Origin of the sequence: Marinobacter sp. F4216 (genome assembly GCF_019931195.1) — a bacterium.
GTDB lineage: Bacteria > Pseudomonadota > Gammaproteobacteria > Pseudomonadales > Oleiphilaceae > Marinobacter > Marinobacter suaedae.
Genome location: NZ_JAIOUO010000005.1, coordinates 1 through 15,763 on the forward strand (window position 1 = coordinate 1; position 15,763 = coordinate 15,763).

The 15,763-nt window shown below is 49.6% G+C and carries 14 protein-coding genes and 1 pseudogene; 5 read left to right on the forward strand and 10 right to left on the reverse strand.

All coding sequences use genetic code 11. The features are described from left to right. Positions 1-162: 162 nt before the first annotated feature. Together K8I84_RS11845 and K8I84_RS11850 are read right to left on the reverse strand one after the other, a co-directional pair. Positions 163-885 carry a hypothetical protein gene (locus tag K8I84_RS11845; protein WP_223794983.1) on the reverse strand — a complete coding sequence of 241 codons (723 nt, stop codon included), beginning with the start codon at positions 883-885 and terminating at the stop codon, positions 163-165. 101 nt (positions 886-986) lie between these two features. Further along, a complete protein-coding gene (locus K8I84_RS11850) occupies positions 987-1,490 on the reverse strand; it encodes a DUF1643 domain-containing protein (protein WP_223794984.1) in 504 nt (167 codons plus the stop codon). A 350-nt stretch (positions 1,491-1,840) separates the two neighbouring features. On the opposite strand from K8I84_RS11850, the gene K8I84_RS11855 reads away from it, so the two are divergent. From K8I84_RS11855 to K8I84_RS11865, 3 genes are all read left to right on the forward strand, one after another. Then, entirely contained in the window at positions 1,841-2,050 is a 210-nt protein-coding gene (locus tag K8I84_RS11855; RefSeq protein WP_223794985.1) for a phage integrase N-terminal SAM-like domain-containing protein, read from the forward strand. Next, positions 2,020-2,475 (forward strand): tyrosine-type recombinase/integrase, encoded by a 456-nt coding sequence (locus K8I84_RS11860; protein ID WP_223794986.1) that lies wholly within the window; start codon positions 2,020-2,022, stop codon positions 2,473-2,475. Before K8I84_RS11855 ends, K8I84_RS11860 begins: the two co-directional genes overlap by 31 nt. Before the next feature lie 192 nt (positions 2,476-2,667). Next, positions 2,668-3,585, forward strand: coding sequence for a hypothetical protein (locus K8I84_RS11865; protein ID WP_223794987.1), 918 nt, complete (start codon positions 2,668-2,670; stop codon positions 3,583-3,585). 422 nt (positions 3,586-4,007) lie between these two features. On the opposite strand, the gene K8I84_RS11870 is transcribed toward K8I84_RS11865, so the two are convergent. After that, positions 4,008-4,469 carry a hypothetical protein gene (locus K8I84_RS11870; protein WP_223794988.1) on the reverse strand — a complete coding sequence of 154 codons (462 nt, stop codon included), beginning with the start codon at positions 4,467-4,469 and terminating at the stop codon, positions 4,008-4,010. A gap of 816 nt (positions 4,470-5,285) precedes the next feature. On the opposite strand from K8I84_RS11870, the gene K8I84_RS11875 reads away from it, so the two are divergent. After that, positions 5,286-6,698 (forward strand): hypothetical protein, encoded by a 1,413-nt coding sequence (locus tag K8I84_RS11875; RefSeq protein ID WP_223794989.1) that lies wholly within the window; start codon positions 5,286-5,288, stop codon positions 6,696-6,698. A 778-nt stretch (positions 6,699-7,476) separates the two neighbouring features. On the opposite strand, the gene K8I84_RS11880 is transcribed toward K8I84_RS11875, so the two are convergent. Continuing rightward, positions 7,477-7,824: a hypothetical protein gene (locus tag K8I84_RS11880; RefSeq protein WP_223794990.1), complete on the reverse strand. Its 348-nt coding sequence runs from the start codon at positions 7,822-7,824 to the stop codon at positions 7,477-7,479. A gap of 39 nt (positions 7,825-7,863) precedes the next feature. Further along, a complete protein-coding gene (locus tag K8I84_RS11885; RefSeq protein ID WP_223794991.1) occupies positions 7,864-9,264 on the reverse strand; it encodes a PD-(D/E)XK nuclease family protein in 1,401 nt (466 codons plus the stop codon). Between the two features lie 152 nt (positions 9,265-9,416). Here K8I84_RS11885 and K8I84_RS11890 point away from each other — a divergent pair. Next, positions 9,417-9,715 (forward strand): annotated as a pseudogene (locus tag K8I84_RS11890) (IS66 family transposase); the annotation flags it as partial. A gap of 726 nt (positions 9,716-10,441) precedes the next feature. Here K8I84_RS11890 and K8I84_RS11895 read toward each other — a convergent pair. The 5 genes from K8I84_RS11895 to K8I84_RS11915 form a co-directional block, all read right to left on the reverse strand. Beyond that, complete coding sequence (locus tag K8I84_RS11895) at positions 10,442-11,959, reverse strand: hypothetical protein (RefSeq protein ID WP_223794992.1); 1,518 nt, start codon at positions 11,957-11,959, stop codon at positions 10,442-10,444. A gap of 637 nt (positions 11,960-12,596) precedes the next feature. After that, positions 12,597-12,983: a DUF4870 family protein gene (locus tag K8I84_RS11900; RefSeq protein WP_223794993.1), complete on the reverse strand. Its 387-nt coding sequence runs from the start codon at positions 12,981-12,983 to the stop codon at positions 12,597-12,599. A 73-nt stretch (positions 12,984-13,056) separates the two neighbouring features. Beyond that, positions 13,057-13,263 (reverse strand): hypothetical protein, encoded by a 207-nt coding sequence (locus K8I84_RS11905; protein WP_223794994.1) that lies wholly within the window; start codon positions 13,261-13,263, stop codon positions 13,057-13,059. Positions 13,264-13,341: 78 nt separating this feature from the next. Beyond that, a complete protein-coding gene (locus K8I84_RS11910) occupies positions 13,342-14,187 on the reverse strand; it encodes a hypothetical protein (protein WP_223794995.1) in 846 nt (281 codons plus the stop codon). Next, positions 14,184-15,734 (reverse strand): hypothetical protein, encoded by a 1,551-nt coding sequence (locus tag K8I84_RS11915; RefSeq protein WP_223794996.1) that lies wholly within the window; start codon positions 15,732-15,734, stop codon positions 14,184-14,186. Before K8I84_RS11915 ends, K8I84_RS11910 begins: the two co-directional genes overlap by 4 nt. Positions 15,735-15,763: the final 29 nt, after the last annotated feature.

Sequence of the window (15,763 nt, forward strand, 5' to 3'; positions counted from 1 at the left end):
GCCATGGGAATACCTGGCGAAACACCAACGGGCGGAAAACTCTAATCAGCGGTGCAACTGAAACAGGGGTGTTTACACATAAACGGCGGCTTTTACGCAGCGAAGCGAAGAAAAAGCCGTCCGGTGGAGGCCCTCCAGGCCGAAACGAATTTAATGCGCTGGTTAGGCACTTTGCTCACCTTCCAGCCGGGCTACTACTTCCGCAATCAAAAGCTCGAAAGCTGCTTTGTATGGTTCAATTTGGTTTTTCGTAGGGATGTGTTCTGATTTTCTGATTGTCATGTGTGTATGGAGATCAGCAATCGGGCGTGCCTCATCCTCTAACCGGCCCAAAATCGATTTCAAACTGCGACCCGACTGCGCAACCAATTCTCTAAACGATTTGACTTCAAATATCGGTGGGACATGGTTCATGACAGCACGGAGCAACAGAACGGCCGTAATGTAGTTACCTCTCGCGTATGCATCGTTTAGTTCCTCACACATTTTGACAAGTTTACTGCTGTCAAATTTACTTTTCGGGGTGGCTTTCAGGGTCAGCAATAAATCTGCATTCAAGAATGCGGAATTGCTTGCGACGATTTCTCCATAACTTGGATCGCTGCTCGCTTCTCTCAACGCATCGATCACTACGTAAAGCTCACTTCGTAAATCATGGGCGTGTGCAATATAAGGAGCTACATCCAAATTCAGTGAAGATACAAGATCAGTAAGGTCAGGATCACCGATACGTTTCACGGCTCCTACAAATCGACGAGCTATGTCCCGAAACCCAGCGCTATAGGCGTACTGAAAGTTTGGATCATCACTTGGACTGCATTGACCGAGAGGGAATTGCTCAATCTCGTCGCCAAGCTTAGTAGCTAAATCGAATGCAGTGGTCACGAATTACTCCTACTGCTGCCTAACGCCCGGCACAAGGGCAGACAAATAAGCACAGCGTTTTGGCTGTCCCAGCGACCGGAGGGAGCGATTGCTGCCGTCTGTTAGTTGCTATACGGCGTTACGAAATCAACGTATGTTCCCCGCGACGGATGAGCTTTTGTTTGCAATAAGGTCTTGTTTTTTGCTGCGGAAATAATAGCGTTTATAGCCATTTTACGCTCATTGTATCCATTGCCTGAACCCCACGCCACAAGAACAATATCCGACGACTCTACAGCCGACTTAATGTATGAGTCATTTTCAGGGCCGATATGGATAGATGAGCCGCTGAAATCATTAGTCTGAACATATGCAAACTGATTTACGATAACGATTTCGTTCACATCATTAAATTCAGAGTATCCCTTCAGGAATATGAGCTTTTCCAAGAACTGAACAGAGCGGTCAGCCACCTCTGAATTAGCCACGCTTGGATTTTGCATAATTACACAAACTTTCTTATTGCCGCTCGCATCATTTTTCTTGACGCGTAAGCAATAACGATACCTCCCACAATCGGAGAATGTGGCTTCAACAGTAACATTTTCAATATGATTAAATTTCAAAATTACTCCGATATGGAAAGGCAACTAACAGCTTATTAGCGTGAATTCTCATTAAACCGCAACGACACCACTCCGTCAAAAACCACTTCACACACCAAATACTAAATTTTTCAGAGTCTTACTGGCCTGCCTCGAGCCGTTGTCGGGCGTTTAGATCTGTGAAAGGCGTGCACGTGGTTTTGCACGCTAAATCCAAAGGATCAATGATTTACCTTTTTAAACAGTTTCCTATAGAGGTGTCCTGTAAAAAACGTGCATAGCCATGCACGTTAAACCGCAGAAAATTTGGCGTTTTTGCGGCTTTTTGCTGTAACTGTACGGATATACAGCAGCTACCAAAGAGGGCGACTGTGGCGAAATCACCGTTTCTGGAATCGGTTCGGACAGAGATCAGAACCAAGCAGTACAGCTACCGCACCGAGCAGTCTTATCTCTACTGCGTCCGCCAATTCATCCTCTTCAACGACAAGAAACACCTAGAGGTGATGGGCAACCACGAGATTGAGCGCTTTCTGAATCACCTCGGCGTATGCCGACCGTCCTTAGTCCCGATGAAGTAGCTTCGATTTTTCCCAACATGGAAGGCGAGTATTGGCTCATTACCGCTCTGCTCTATGGATGCGGTTTGAGAATCGACGAAGCGCTATCACTTCGCATTAAAAACATCGATTTGAAGAGCCGCAATCTGCTCGTATTCAACGGCAAAGGGCTGAAAGACCAATACACACTGAATCCAGGAAATTTCAGAGAAAACCTTGAGCGACAAATCGCCCAGGCAAGGTCCATGCACGAACCTGATCTGGCCGATGGATTTGGCCCTACTTCGGTGCCCGCCTCAATGCATAAGAAGTACGGGCCGATTGTGTGCCGGCACGATCTTCATCGTTCTTCTTACTCGCGTCAAATGAGGCAGGCGGTTCTGGTGAGTGGAGCCGCCACACGAGTGTCAGCACATACCTTTAAGCATGCTTTTGTTTATTTGTGAACCAGGTCAATCCTAAAGCACAACATTGAGCTAGGTTGGTAATGTAGCTTTTAACTTCATATTTGCCAAACGAGAGGGCACACGCGTTCTTGGGCCCAGCAGGGCGGACGCAACAATCAACCTCGGCGCAACATGGTCACATTTGCGTCAGACCAAGCGCAACTTAAATTCTTTAATAACAAGGACGTAAGTATGATTTTAAGACACATTATTGTTCCTCCACTGCTGGTCATTTCAACTGCCTCTCATGCCATTGAACTCCCGTACACTTTTAGCGCCGGGCAACCCGCACGAGCTGAAGAAGTAAACGCCAATTTCGCCGCCCTGGCGTCAGTCAATGCTTCAGGGGGTGTTAGTTTCGGAGCGGAATACATCCTCGATGCGTCCTCTAGTGGCGCTCTTGCTGCTCGCAACGTCATCGTACTCAAACATGACCGCGGCGGTAATGGTGGCTGCAACGAGGTGGTCTATCGTTTGAGAACGTTTTTCGACAACACCGACAATCAAACTGTTGGCGGGCCTTCCGGAGCTACCAGTCCAGAGCGAATTTGGATTGAGGCTCAAGTCTGCACGGCCCGAAGCAACCCCACCGTAGTGTCCTCATACACCGAATGGAAGTACGCGCTCCCCAGAACCAGTGACGACCCTAACCGTGGATTTTCTCAGGCCACCGGATCTGAGACCAATCGGGATTTCGATGGCGACGGTGCAATTGATTCTTCTGAGGTCGGTATCTACCGAGAATCCAGAAACAGCAACCCTCTGGCACAATCCGAACTGGTTCACTCTGTAATATCGGTTTTCGATGAGACCAACGAATTAGTTCGCCTCTCAAATTTTTCCTCGCTGGTTTCAGCTTACGAGACCCCACTAAAAATCGGCGCACCTCTGAATCAGACTTTTAATGACATAATGGTACAGAGCTATATAGCCGATAATTCGGGCACGCGCCTAAGAGCCAAGAACGTAGGGTTAATACTACAAAGCCGGCCAGGCGAAAACGAACCTGCCAAGGCTATCTATTACCGAATGAACGGACAATCAGTCGGCAGTTTGGCAAACACACCCTTTGCTAGCGGGGTCGTTAACGGCCTTTGGTTCACACCTTGATAGATGGCTATTCTCCGCCTCAATTAACCCAAAAGGTGAAACAAATGGCTTTTCACGAAAAGGCTTCGCCCGTAAAGAGAAGCGATTGCAGGAACGCCACAGCGACCCGCTTGACTTATCCAATGCACACCCTTCTTATGCTCTTCGCGCTCTCTGGTATCACCGCGTGTGGCGGAGGCTCATCCGCCAACTCTGACGTTTCCCAGGCTCAACCTTCTGGTCCTAACTCAATCAACGATCAAGCTGTATGGAATGAGGCCAAGTGGGACCAAACAACCTGGCAATAAGAACACATAGATTACGCCAGCTGATCAAGCAATGGGTGGCTAATTATGGGTGGTGGGGTCGCAAAGCGGACATTCAGATGGGGCGGCAGAACTGGGTGTATAGCGGGGAATCGGTATTGGGACCACAGTGACTTATCAGATATTTTCATCTATTTTAGGCTCCAACTCGGAGAGGTTACAGGTTCCATTTTTGATCTTAATTTTCAATTCAGATAACGCGTCACCGAGGTTGGCCACATTGAATCCGATACTGAGCTTATTATCTGGTAAGTAGGGGTGATTCACCTTACGCGTATTAAGAAGATCTGTCATCTTTATGTCCTTGGGTAATTTCCCGATAATATCTCCGATAAGGACATGTTGGTAACCACCTGCATCATCAGTGACTTCCGTTTTTCGGATGGATGAGACACGAAAAAACGTACTCATTTTTCTAGAGCTCCTGAGCACGCATACAATCGCGCCCGGTTTAATATCATGCCATTCGGAGTTTCTTGCGTTCGCAATTTGGCTATCCGATAGATCGAAAATTACACCCGAGATATTCGGGTAGACTTTTTTATAGTCACGATCGTGAATATTGTTTAGCAAAAACACAACTCCTCCTGAGTACCTAACGCACTGAATAAACCGCCGTTTGGAGCGCCAGCGCAAAACGGTCGGCTTGATTAACTTGTTAAAACTATTCAGATCAAGCCCCACTCTTTCTCGATTCGTGCTACCTCCTGCAAAACTAGGTCACGATCGAAGTTTGTTATTGGGCTCCCTAACGACAATGATATATGGGTCGTAGGCCTCTCTAATTTTTCTCTCGCTTTTTGACTTAAAAGTACCTTCAGGGGCCGTAACTTGGGTCATTTAGCAAATGCAACCTGTCGAAATCTTGTTCTGACAAAAGCTCTCGTCACCAAACGATCAGCTTTACACGGCGATCATGTTTGATACGCCGTTTTTCTATTCCCCATGCCACGCAGGGCGCGAAAAGAGATCCAATCGCACCAGATATTAGGGCGACCACACCAGCAATAATTGCATTTAATATTGTCGGCTCCACCGATACCTTCCGTTTTAACGGCCTATTAGTTTGAATTCGCATTAAATCCCACGCATTTCCGCAGAAAAAAGTAGGAGGCGCTGGTCGCAAAGAAGACAGTGGTTCGGCCGATCTTAGCTGAGTTTACAGGCCAATTTTAAGGCGCTTGAGCGCCGGATAATCGGGACAAGCTCGCCAGAATTTCTGACAAAAATTAAAAACGTTTAAAAAACATAAATATATGACCTTTAATTTACAACGTTTGACACATTAGTTAGCTAATTCACTGGAAATAAATATGTGTCTTGATAGGGTCTCCATACCTCTTCGAACGCTCCGCAAGCGTTCGTCAAACTCAGAGTGACGGAAATGAGAGATTTATGAAAGACGGGTACAAGATTATTGGAGCACTGTTCAGTGCACTTCTTTTGACTGGTTGTGGTGGTGGTTCAGAAGCCTCTTCAGGCGGCGACATCAACAGTAACATTGAAGTCGATGGTGGTGATGATAGCGGCATTGGTGCCGATACCGGTGATGGCGGTGATCTGGGACTGACGGTAGAGAAGGGTGTCCTGGACGACATGACCTTCAGCTACAGCGGCGAGATCAAGAGCATTGCTGTAACCGGTGAAGCCTTCGATCCGATGTTCGGCCTGGCCAACGCTGGTGAAGCTGCCGAATGCGTTGGTCGTGACGATCGTTACTACGAGAACGGTCTGATCCGTGTCTACAGTGACGGCGGTGCAACGGACGATCAGCTCAAGTCCATCGGTGATGCCGCGCAAGGCACGCTGGAGATGGCCATCGCAGGCATTGGCTACAATAAAGACACCTTCATGGCTGATCTGTTCAGTCACCTGCATCCGAAAACGGTGAATCGTATCTTGAACGATTATGCCAGAAATGGAATCCCGGTGGTTGTTGGTTCCGACGGCAACGGCGGTCGAGAAATCGAGATCTGGGCAATGCATGAACTTTCCTTCCATCTTGATCTGAATCTGTCAGATGAAGAGAAGGCGATGTTCGCAAACGGGCAGCATGAATCCTATCGTGACGCGGTATCAGAAGTCATTTTGACCGCAGATCGAAACCTGAGAGAGACCATTCTGGAGCAAGTGCAATACGCATTCGTCCGATATGAGTATGATGATCCAAACGCTGGGGTTCTGTACCAGTACGTGGACAATTTCTCTCCAGCATGGGAAGGCTCTAGTGAACAGGCGTACATGGAAGAGAACTATCCGGACCTGTTCGTCGATGCCATGGTGGACGAAGTATTCAATGTCTGCGTCCTGACCGAGGGTAACATTCCGAGCGGCTTCGAGTCTGAGAATGGCATCAATGCTGTAGTGGTCTCTGAGGACATCAGCAACACCGACCTGGGTGTGGCGATGGCCAAGGAGGTGAACAAGCACTTGGCAACCACCTATCGTTACGACTACTTTACCGGCATGCCGGAGTGGTTCGAAGAAGGAGTGGCGTACTCTCTGCTGGATCGTAACATTGCCAAGCCCACGGCGGATCTGCTCAGTGAAGCAGGCATCCCGGAGGCTGCTGCTGAGAACGACAAACTGAATGCGGCGCTGGTCATGGCAATGGAGGGTGTGAATAACGACCTGTTCATGGCGGAGCTGTACCTGAACCAGCGTCTGGTGACCTACGACGATTCCGATGCCTCTGAAGACGGTTTCAAGGCGGTGTTCGATGCACTGGTGACAGCACCGGGTTACCCGAATCTGACATACGTCGAGTTCGTTAACAATTTCGACAGCATTATGGCTGACATCCTATAAGGGAAGGTTGCAAGGTAAAGAAGATGCTCGGAGAACAAAAATAGCAAGTTCTGAGTCTTTGCCTGATCGGCCAAAAAAGCCCCGTAATCACCGATACGGGGCTTTTTATTGACACGCAATGCAACTCAGTCGACCTTTTGGCACCTTTAATTCAACCATTTCCAGCAGAAACAACCTTTTTGCCCCTGACTCCGTTTCCAGTCGATACACTGGCACCGTAGATGTCTGCTTTTGTTTAGGAACGGTCTAAATCAGAGTGGCGAAAGGCACTCGGTTTCGCTTTGTTTTATGGAGATAACCTTCGCGAAAATTGTTGAAAAGGCTCCACCAAGACGTCTTTACCCAAGCAACCCCGGATCAATACCAGCTTTCTCCAAAGCCCGTTTAATTCGACGTCGATACTTGTCCGCGGTACCGCCGTATTCCGCCGCCAGCTCTACAAAACTCCAGCCCCCCGAGGTTTCGCTTGATCAGATCGATGTCCTCTCCCGATAGGCCCTTCGCTGAAAGCAATGCAGAAAGCCGGGGTTTCGAGCAACAAATCGTGCCTTGGATAACGGCCGTTATCCGCACAAGATCGGAACTGTTTGGCAGTCTGGGAGCGCACTGAACATGCCAGGGCCACCGGGAGTGGGCAGCAGAACAACCCTGGCTGGAGAGGTCGAGAAAGGGCCAAGGCGACCAAACAACCTTGGATTGCCAAAAGCCTGAAGCCGCGCTGGACTGACAATCCAAGAGAACTGACTAACTACAAGCACACTCGACTTGGATTTCGTCTTCAATCTACGGTTTCAGCACTCCTCAAGCTTTCTACTTGCTCCTTAGAAACCCACTCAAGGTGGAGATGCCCGCGGTCGATGTGAACAACACCCTGACTGGCGTTCGGCTGTTTTTGTCGCGCTCGGTATACAAGCAAAGCGTCCAGCAACTCCATCAGGTACATCCAGAACCCAGACTTCTTGAACTCAGCATAATCTTCGTCTTCTAAACGCCAGGTTGAGACATCAAGACGATTATCATCAGATTCACTAAAAAATATCACCTTCCCCTGGGCTGAACTGCCAGACAAAAACTGAGAGGCAAGTTGGTCCAGCCTGAACTGATCGAAATTTGGGTCATAGGTCATTATCGACACCTTCCTTATCAGTCTTTGATTGGCGCAAATTTATGGGCCAACTTCTCCAAAATTACTCTTTCTGCGTAATCTCCATCCTTTCCGTCGCTCTCTCTCGAAGTTCGCCAGACTGAGGATGCCGGTACTTGCGAGGGGCACCTTCTGTGTATGTGCGTTCAAGAAAATACTGTCCAAAGACCTTTTCAGTGAGGCTAATTCTTTGACCGACTTTACGTCACACATTTTAGTTTTTTCGTCCGACGAAAATAGACAGCCGACATGCAAATACTCCCTTCCGTAGAAGAGCATTAGGACCACTTGATCTTTATGTTTATTGGAGTCGCCGGTCACCAGAAAGAAAGATCCCCGCAGCGTGGTCCGGCCCTCGCCGAAAAAGTTCGAAGATTTTTGGTAGATGAGATCTTTCGCTTTCCGCTTTTCGCTACGGCTTAAATAGGGTTCGAGCAGTCTTCCATCATTAGGTCCAATTCGCACTAACGTCCCAGCGTCACGCTCAGCTTGGAATAGCGAGTCCAATTTCTGGGTCATCGCCTCGTGGAGCCAGCTTTTGTGGGCTTGGCGCAGCTCCTCAGCGAATTGGATTGCTTTATGATGGTATGCGTCACCCGCCCAATTATTATCCTCGAAATGCTCTTTGAGGCTTTTCACGTTGCTTGAATACTCCCCTGTGGCTCGTTTAACGGCATCCCTGTAGTCACGGATAGCCCATCGAATATTCTCCGCAGGCCCACGGTCCTTTACTACCTCAAAACAGTCATTTAACCAGGATTGAATACCCCCATCTGCGCCGCAGTAGGACAGGTTCTGATACAGCGCCCAAGGCTTGTCTTCAGCCGCACCTATCACTTCATTGTTGAAGACTCGAAGAGGTTCTGGATCTTCTTTCTCCGTTTGCTTGTCTGGAGGGTAGGCTAAAGCGCGTTGGGATGGAACGCTGCGTCCTTTGGTCAAATAGATGAACAAAGTGTCTCGGAAATCTTTGCTGCCGTCTGCGCCAACCCCCCGTAAATAGCGTTTTACCTGCCCGGGTTGATCAAGCGCGTTGAGTTTATTTTCAATTACGATTGTCTTTTTACCGTCTGAGATATAAAGATCGATCTGATCATCCTTGCTGACCGGGCAGTATTCTTTCTTAATTGTGAGGGTGTCAGGGTTCAGATTTATGAAGGTTTCTTTCTTGATGACCTGAAGAAACAACTCCAGAAACCTGACGCCCTGGAAGTGCCTAGCTTTCGGATTGAACATAGCGAATAGAAATCGGGTGTGAAGCCGCACCTCATCGTTCACCTTCAAGACCGATGCCAACAGATTAAAGTCGTTTTTGCCCTCTTCAATTCTTTTGCTTCGGTCTAGCTGAAGACCGGTGTAGTCATCCAGTAATTTTTCCCAGGTCGGATCACTTGGGTGGCTTTCGGATTCATTGGTCTTCAAAAGGCACTCCTTGTCATTTCGTAGCCACCATGTGTAGCGGTTTTGGAGCCAGATCGCAAAGCAATTGGCAATCCCAAGTCAGAACTGACTACTTACTTGCGATGCTGCACATTATGTGCTTAAAACTGATCGTCCAGAACAGCACTCCCCTGTTCGGCAACGGCATCACTGAATTCGGCTGTATGGCCCACGCCCGGCGCAAGTTCTACGACCTGCGCGAGGCCAACAAGAGCGAACTGGCGGCCAAGGCCCTGGAATACATCGGCGGGCTTTACGAGATCGTACGGGAAGCCAAAGGCCTGCCACCGGATAAGCGCGGGAAACCCGACAAACCAGAGCCAAACCAATTGCTGACGCACTGCATCAGTGGATGCTGGCACATCGACAGAAGGTCCCGGATGGCTCCGGCACGGCCAAAGCGTTGGACTACAGCCTCAAACGTTGGGCAGCGCCATCGTTCATGTTAAGTGTCCACTAGAAAATAAGTGGACACTATCCGGACGACGTCAGCTCCCGGCTCAAGATGGGATCACCGAACTCTTTCGCTCGATTACGACTATTCGCTTTTGTTTAAATTGGAGAGGCCTGGATGGTCGCAAAGCGGACATTCAGAATGGCCGATCAAGGCCACCAAAAGTGCCTCCGTTTGAGACTCGGGGGTGTCACGCTTCGTGGGGGAATTCCACGAATTTGATGGCCTTGTTATGTAGCATGGCAGTCCGCTCTCTGAGTACGTAAGCAAATTACCGAGGACAGGAATGCAACCACCCAAATGGTCATAACAAGGGGCCAGTTTTCCATGAAGTAATAGACGGGATTACGGAAGTAGCGGAGGTAATTCACCCCGTCGATCATGATGAGGTCTTTCACTTGCTGCCCTGTAAGGCCTAGTTGAGCATCACAATCAGGATCTAGATACAACACACCAAACGCAGTCTGATTTAGTGGAGTCAAAATGACACTGAGAGCGAAGCAAACTAGAACGATTCTGATCAAAAGCTATTCCTTGCTACATAACGCTAGATAGCTTCTCTGCAAATGACGGCTTCCTCCCCTCCTTTGACCTCCAAGTTTTCAGAGTGACGGATCCCACCTCAGAGTCGGAAGACAGGTTTAGGAGGCGGGAAATTGCACGCCCCTCGCCGGGCTGGCTTGGGCCGTGCATCAGATTCAGCTATTAAGCTGCTTTATCATTGGCTTCGCGAGTTTCCGCGAGCATCCTGGAAACATCCTTCTGAACTTTGTAGATCAGCTTGTCTTGCATCTCTTCTGCGTCATCGCGATCAATGGTGCCCGCGTTGCTTCCGGCATCGCGATCAAAAACCACGACAAGCTCGTCGGATTCCTTAATGGCCGGATCGGTCAGATTTACGTACTGAAGCATAGTTACCGGAGTTCGGCCGCGACCTGTCTCAACGATTACATCACCAAGAACCATCAGCGCATCAAATTCACCGTCAACACCGGAGAACGTCGCAGTTTCCGCCTCTGCATCAAATTCCAGTGGCGCAGTCTTCACAATGCTGCGCATGGCATCGGCCTTCACAGCGCTCATATAGGCTTTGTGGCGAGCTTTAGCCTCTTCGAAATTGTGCATGTAATACGCATCGTACTCGTAACCCTCACCAGACAGAGCTGCAACTTTAAACTCGTCCGATTTCATTTCTGTCAGTTCCTGCTGGGCGCCAGCCAACTTTCGCTCGTTGTCGCGCAGCTCATATTGCTGTCTGCGGGTATCTCCAAATTCAGCGCGTGCTTTCTTTTGAGCCTGCTTTAGAGCCTGTTCAGCATTTGCTACGGCAAGGTATGCGCCAGTTGCTTTGCTGCGCCAGCTACCCTTTTCGCCCATGCGCTTGCTTGCAGCCTCCACATCAATAATGCCCTGCTTCACGATACCGACCACTTGCGCCTTGATAGCACCGTAGTCGTCCGGAAGACGAATATACATGCAAGATGACAGCTCAGAACGCAGGTCTACCGTTTCGTAGCCGCGTTGCTGCGGGCAGGAAGAAGGCACTCGCGCGTTGCGTTCTGCGTAGTCGATGTAGCGATACTTGGTAACCGGGTTGCTGAAGCGGCCAATGTCGGTCAGGTTCTTGGGAAGCGCGAGCTTGTTGATGTCCGCTTCCGCCGTTTCGATAACCGAGCTGTAGTCGCTGATGGCGCTGCTCAATTCTGCCTCGGCTGACTCCAGCGCTTTCTTCTCGCTGGCCACGGCCGCATCAAACTTTGCAGTCACTTTCATCAGATCAGCCCGCTCTGCCTCCAGCTCTGCCACCTTCGCCTCAGCCTCGGCGAGATTCGTGTCATAAGTTGACTTGTTTTCCGCGATAACCTTATTAATGCCCTCCAGAATCGTCGCCTGGAAAGAGCTCATATCAGGCAGCCCATCGACCTTTGGATACTCAAGCACGAGATCCGGAATAGTCTCGCCTGCTGCAATCAGCGCTTGGGTTTCACTGGATGCAAGGGCGTAAATTGCTTTGTTGTCGCTCCGCAATGCAGAAACCTTAGCTACCGCGTCCGGCTTTACGCCATAGACCTCCCCGCGAATATCTACGATTTTGTTGCTTGATGTAATCGCCGACGTATCGAGTCGACCATCGCCTGGATATTCACTACAACCACCCAAGCCCATAGCGATGAATGCGGAAATAAGCCCCAACTTCGCGGCATACGTCCTGTTTTTCAGCATAAAGTGTCGTCCTTCATTTCTGTGTTGTTTTACCTGGTCTCCCGGCCTCTTTATTACCGACTCGATAACCACGCCTGTGCAATTTTTAATGACATTGATCTGTCGAGGTCTAATTTACACAATAGAGAGCCTCCAACCTAGGCAATGAACATATAGTGAGCAGGCTTTTAACATCATTTTTTAAAAGTGACACTGCACACGAATAAAAACTAGTTGCTGACTTTTGCCTCCACATGATTTGTTCTATCACAAATGCCGCCCTATATTCAGACGCATCCCGGTGTCGGTATCAATGACAAAAATAACTGTTTTTCGCTTATATAAGTCTCTAAAAACTGGCTAACGAACCGCGATTAGCGACATAAACAGAGTTACAAATATGCTCGCCAAAACCACAACTAAGGCACTGGCATGTTGAGCTTTCAGGCGAAACATGACGGCTAATATACCGCTGGCTAAAAAAATAACCTGCACACTTCAGATAACGCAGACTAATCATGCAAGAGCCCCTAAAGCTAAATGGCCGGATTATCGATTAAATCGTAACTGAAAACTCGGGGCAAAGTTCGCAAAGTGGGCATTTGGATTGCACATGCAGCAAAGGAAGCACAGGCTTAGTATTGCTGTCGACTCTTTTTTATGAGCTGTAGGCTTTGTTCGCGGTAATCTTTGAAAGACCTTTCACCACCTTATAGATTGACCAGATCCAGACGACAAAAAGTATGGGGTAACCCACGAAAAGGATGGGATAACCCAAAAGCATGAAGGTTAATACAATGCCCAATATTGGAAGGCCCAGCCCGAACCAAAATGTTTTTATGATGTTAGAAAAATGATCTTCAAAGATTGAACCCTTAGCATCTTCTTTTTTAACCATTGCCCAAACAGCACCAATGATCCAAAAGATCCCCGTAAAAAAACCAACAACCATAAGTCCGTAGGCGATCAGCGCATTTACTTTTGCCGCCTCATCTTTCTCAGAAAACGATTGGGGCGCTACGTTTGCTTCTTGAAGCTCTGACATTATTCTTCCTTACTGGCAATGTTTTTGAGAGCAATGGAACCCTTGATGGACAACTCTCTGTGACTCATGTCTTTTACCTTCCCTGGGTAATTCTCTCGACACACTCGTCGAGAGGAACTCCTTCTTCGCAATGCAAATGGATCATCCGCTCAATGTCTTCTTCGCTAACTCCGCCACCGCTGGCTTTCAGCATGCCGTTCATCTGACGAAAGTGCTTGCGCAGCTCTTCCGGGCTCTGGGTGTTAACCGGCTTCAGTCTGGATTGTCTTTGCTCTGTCATGGTGCTCTCCTGTTTGTCTCGTTTATGAGTTCGGTTGTGACCCTTATGGACGGGAGAAAAACCCCTTAGGCATTCAGTTTATTGGATGGAACCAAATAGTTCGGGCTGTCCCCAACCGGCCAGCCGCGCTTCGGATTGCTCGAAGTAATCACGCCAGAACGACTGCATCTTGCGCATCGCGGTTTGGCTGAGATAGCCGTCGTTACCAGAAATACCAGCCCCGATGACGTTGACCGTCGCTCCACCGAGGTTACTGAACAGCCCGGCTTCTTCCGTTTGTTTCAGAGCAGCGTCGACATTGAGGTTGGAGATACCCCCATTTCGGTAGAACGACACCGCACTTGAGTTTTCCATCATGTCGGAGACGATCAAGACAGTCTTCTCGGGGGTTTGCGACGCACTGATGACACCGTGGCCAAAGTTGAACAACGAACCCATCAGTTCGGTCTTGGGGAGGTCGGTGCTGGCCTCGGCAAACGCGGCCTTCAAGGTTTCATCGACTTTCGCCCTCACAAACGCCTGCTGGCGTTCCATGCATCGGTCGAACTTGCGGAGATCGGATTTACCAGTTTCAAACCGGGTGTCCTCATCCAGGGGATGATCGAGTTTTCCGGTCAGAGGCATCTGCGCATAACGACCTTCGGCGTACGCACTGAACGTCAACACACTGACTCGATCGCCGGGCTGAAGGTATTCGTGAACCTTGGCGTGCACATGGCGCTTAAGGTCGACGTTGAACTCCAGGGTTTGATCGATCACCACGAACAGCTCGCGCTTGGCCGGCTGTTCCTGCACCATGCCCCCTAACACGCCGTAACAGGTCGGAAAATCGTCCCGGCCGGCGCCGTGGACGACCGACGTCGCCCCCGCGAGCAGGCAGGCCGCAAAGGCTCGTACCAATCCAGCTCCAATCCCTGGCATCATTGATCGGCCTCCTCCAGCATCCGCAGCGCGTCTTCCTCCGACACGGCTGGCTTGGTTTCTTGGGCTTTTTTCGCGCGCTGTTTGACCAACAGATCAATCGTGCGCTGGCGATCCCAGCCCAGTTTATCGATCCATTGCTGGATGTCTTCTTCGTTCAGGCCATGGCTATCAGATGCGGGAGCGTGTTCGGACGCTGGAGCAGGCTCTGGAGCCGCATGAGCTGGGCCCACCTCGGCGAGCTGAGAATCGCGGGCGCTGCGAGCCCGGGCTTCGTTGACATCGTGCTGACCATGCTCGATGTTGCTCTCGTGGACGTAATGGAGGAAACGTCGACCATTGCCACTCTCCAGGGTTTTGAGCATCCCCTTATCGATGGTGGTCTGGCTCAGTTTTTTGGCCATCCGCGCCTGCAGCTCGGTCAAGTTACGCTGGGCAATCTGAGCAACCAGTTTACGCTTGTCCCTGTGATAAGCCTCAAATTCATCTCGAGTATTGAATTTACGAGAGAACTTGAATGCTTTTTTCGATTCCTTGCCGGCAAAGCCTGTTTTGTAACCGAGCAGCACCCCCAGCGCTTGTAGGAACATAAAGATTACAGCCAAAACAATGAACGTTGCCCAACCACCCTTAAGTGTGGCGTCCTTGAGCTGTTCGGACACCGCAGCATCCGTCTCGCTCTGACTTGCCATCAGATCGGGCGGTACGGCGGCGGCATAGGGATCGTTTGGCACGGCTGACGGGCCGCCTTGGGCTTCAACACGATGCTGCTCGGTCGCTTCCGCTTCCAATACCTGACCACGCACATAGGTCGAACCAATCGCAACCGCAACCACAAAAATGAAGGTAATGGTGGTTATTAAGTAAGAAGGCGTGACTCGACCATTGACTGGGAGACGACCCAACAATTGCCGCCAGGCGGGATCTCCATCGTCATCACTATCTTGTGCAAGCTTCACACTGGGCGCAGACAACTCCGGATCGCCTTTGCTCTGTTCCCACCAGATCCGGACGGTCTTGATCAGCTGGTTCCGGTGCAATTCGTGTCCCGTGTGATGCGTAAAGGCGACCAGCAAAACAGAAACTGCAAACGCTAGTGCAATGGCAGCCTCTTGCTGTAGAGACTCGCTCGCGCCAGGAATGGCGTAACCAGCTAACACATAGGCTAATCCCATAGCCTCTATGAACACCATGACGCTAATGACCAGCCAACCGAAGAATCCAAGGTTCTTGCGGCCAAGCTCACCCACTTTACTCAGATAGTTTACGCAGTTGTCATAAAAGTCCGCATCCTTAGTGGTGTCTTTGTAATAGGCTTCAAATGCGCCACAAAGATCTCTTTCTGAGTGGAACCAACCGGATTCGTCGCGAGCGGGATTCTTGGCGAGGGCATTGATCTTGCCGAAAACGGGCATATTCATTCGAATACGGAGAACGGAGAACGAGATTTTTTTCCAGTAGGCCTTCATCAGGAGATAGGCCACCAAGGTGAGAACGATCGCCCCGAGAATGATTCGGTATTCGTTCATGGCGCTGAGAATGCTGTCCATAGTGAAATCCTCGATTAAATGAATGTGAA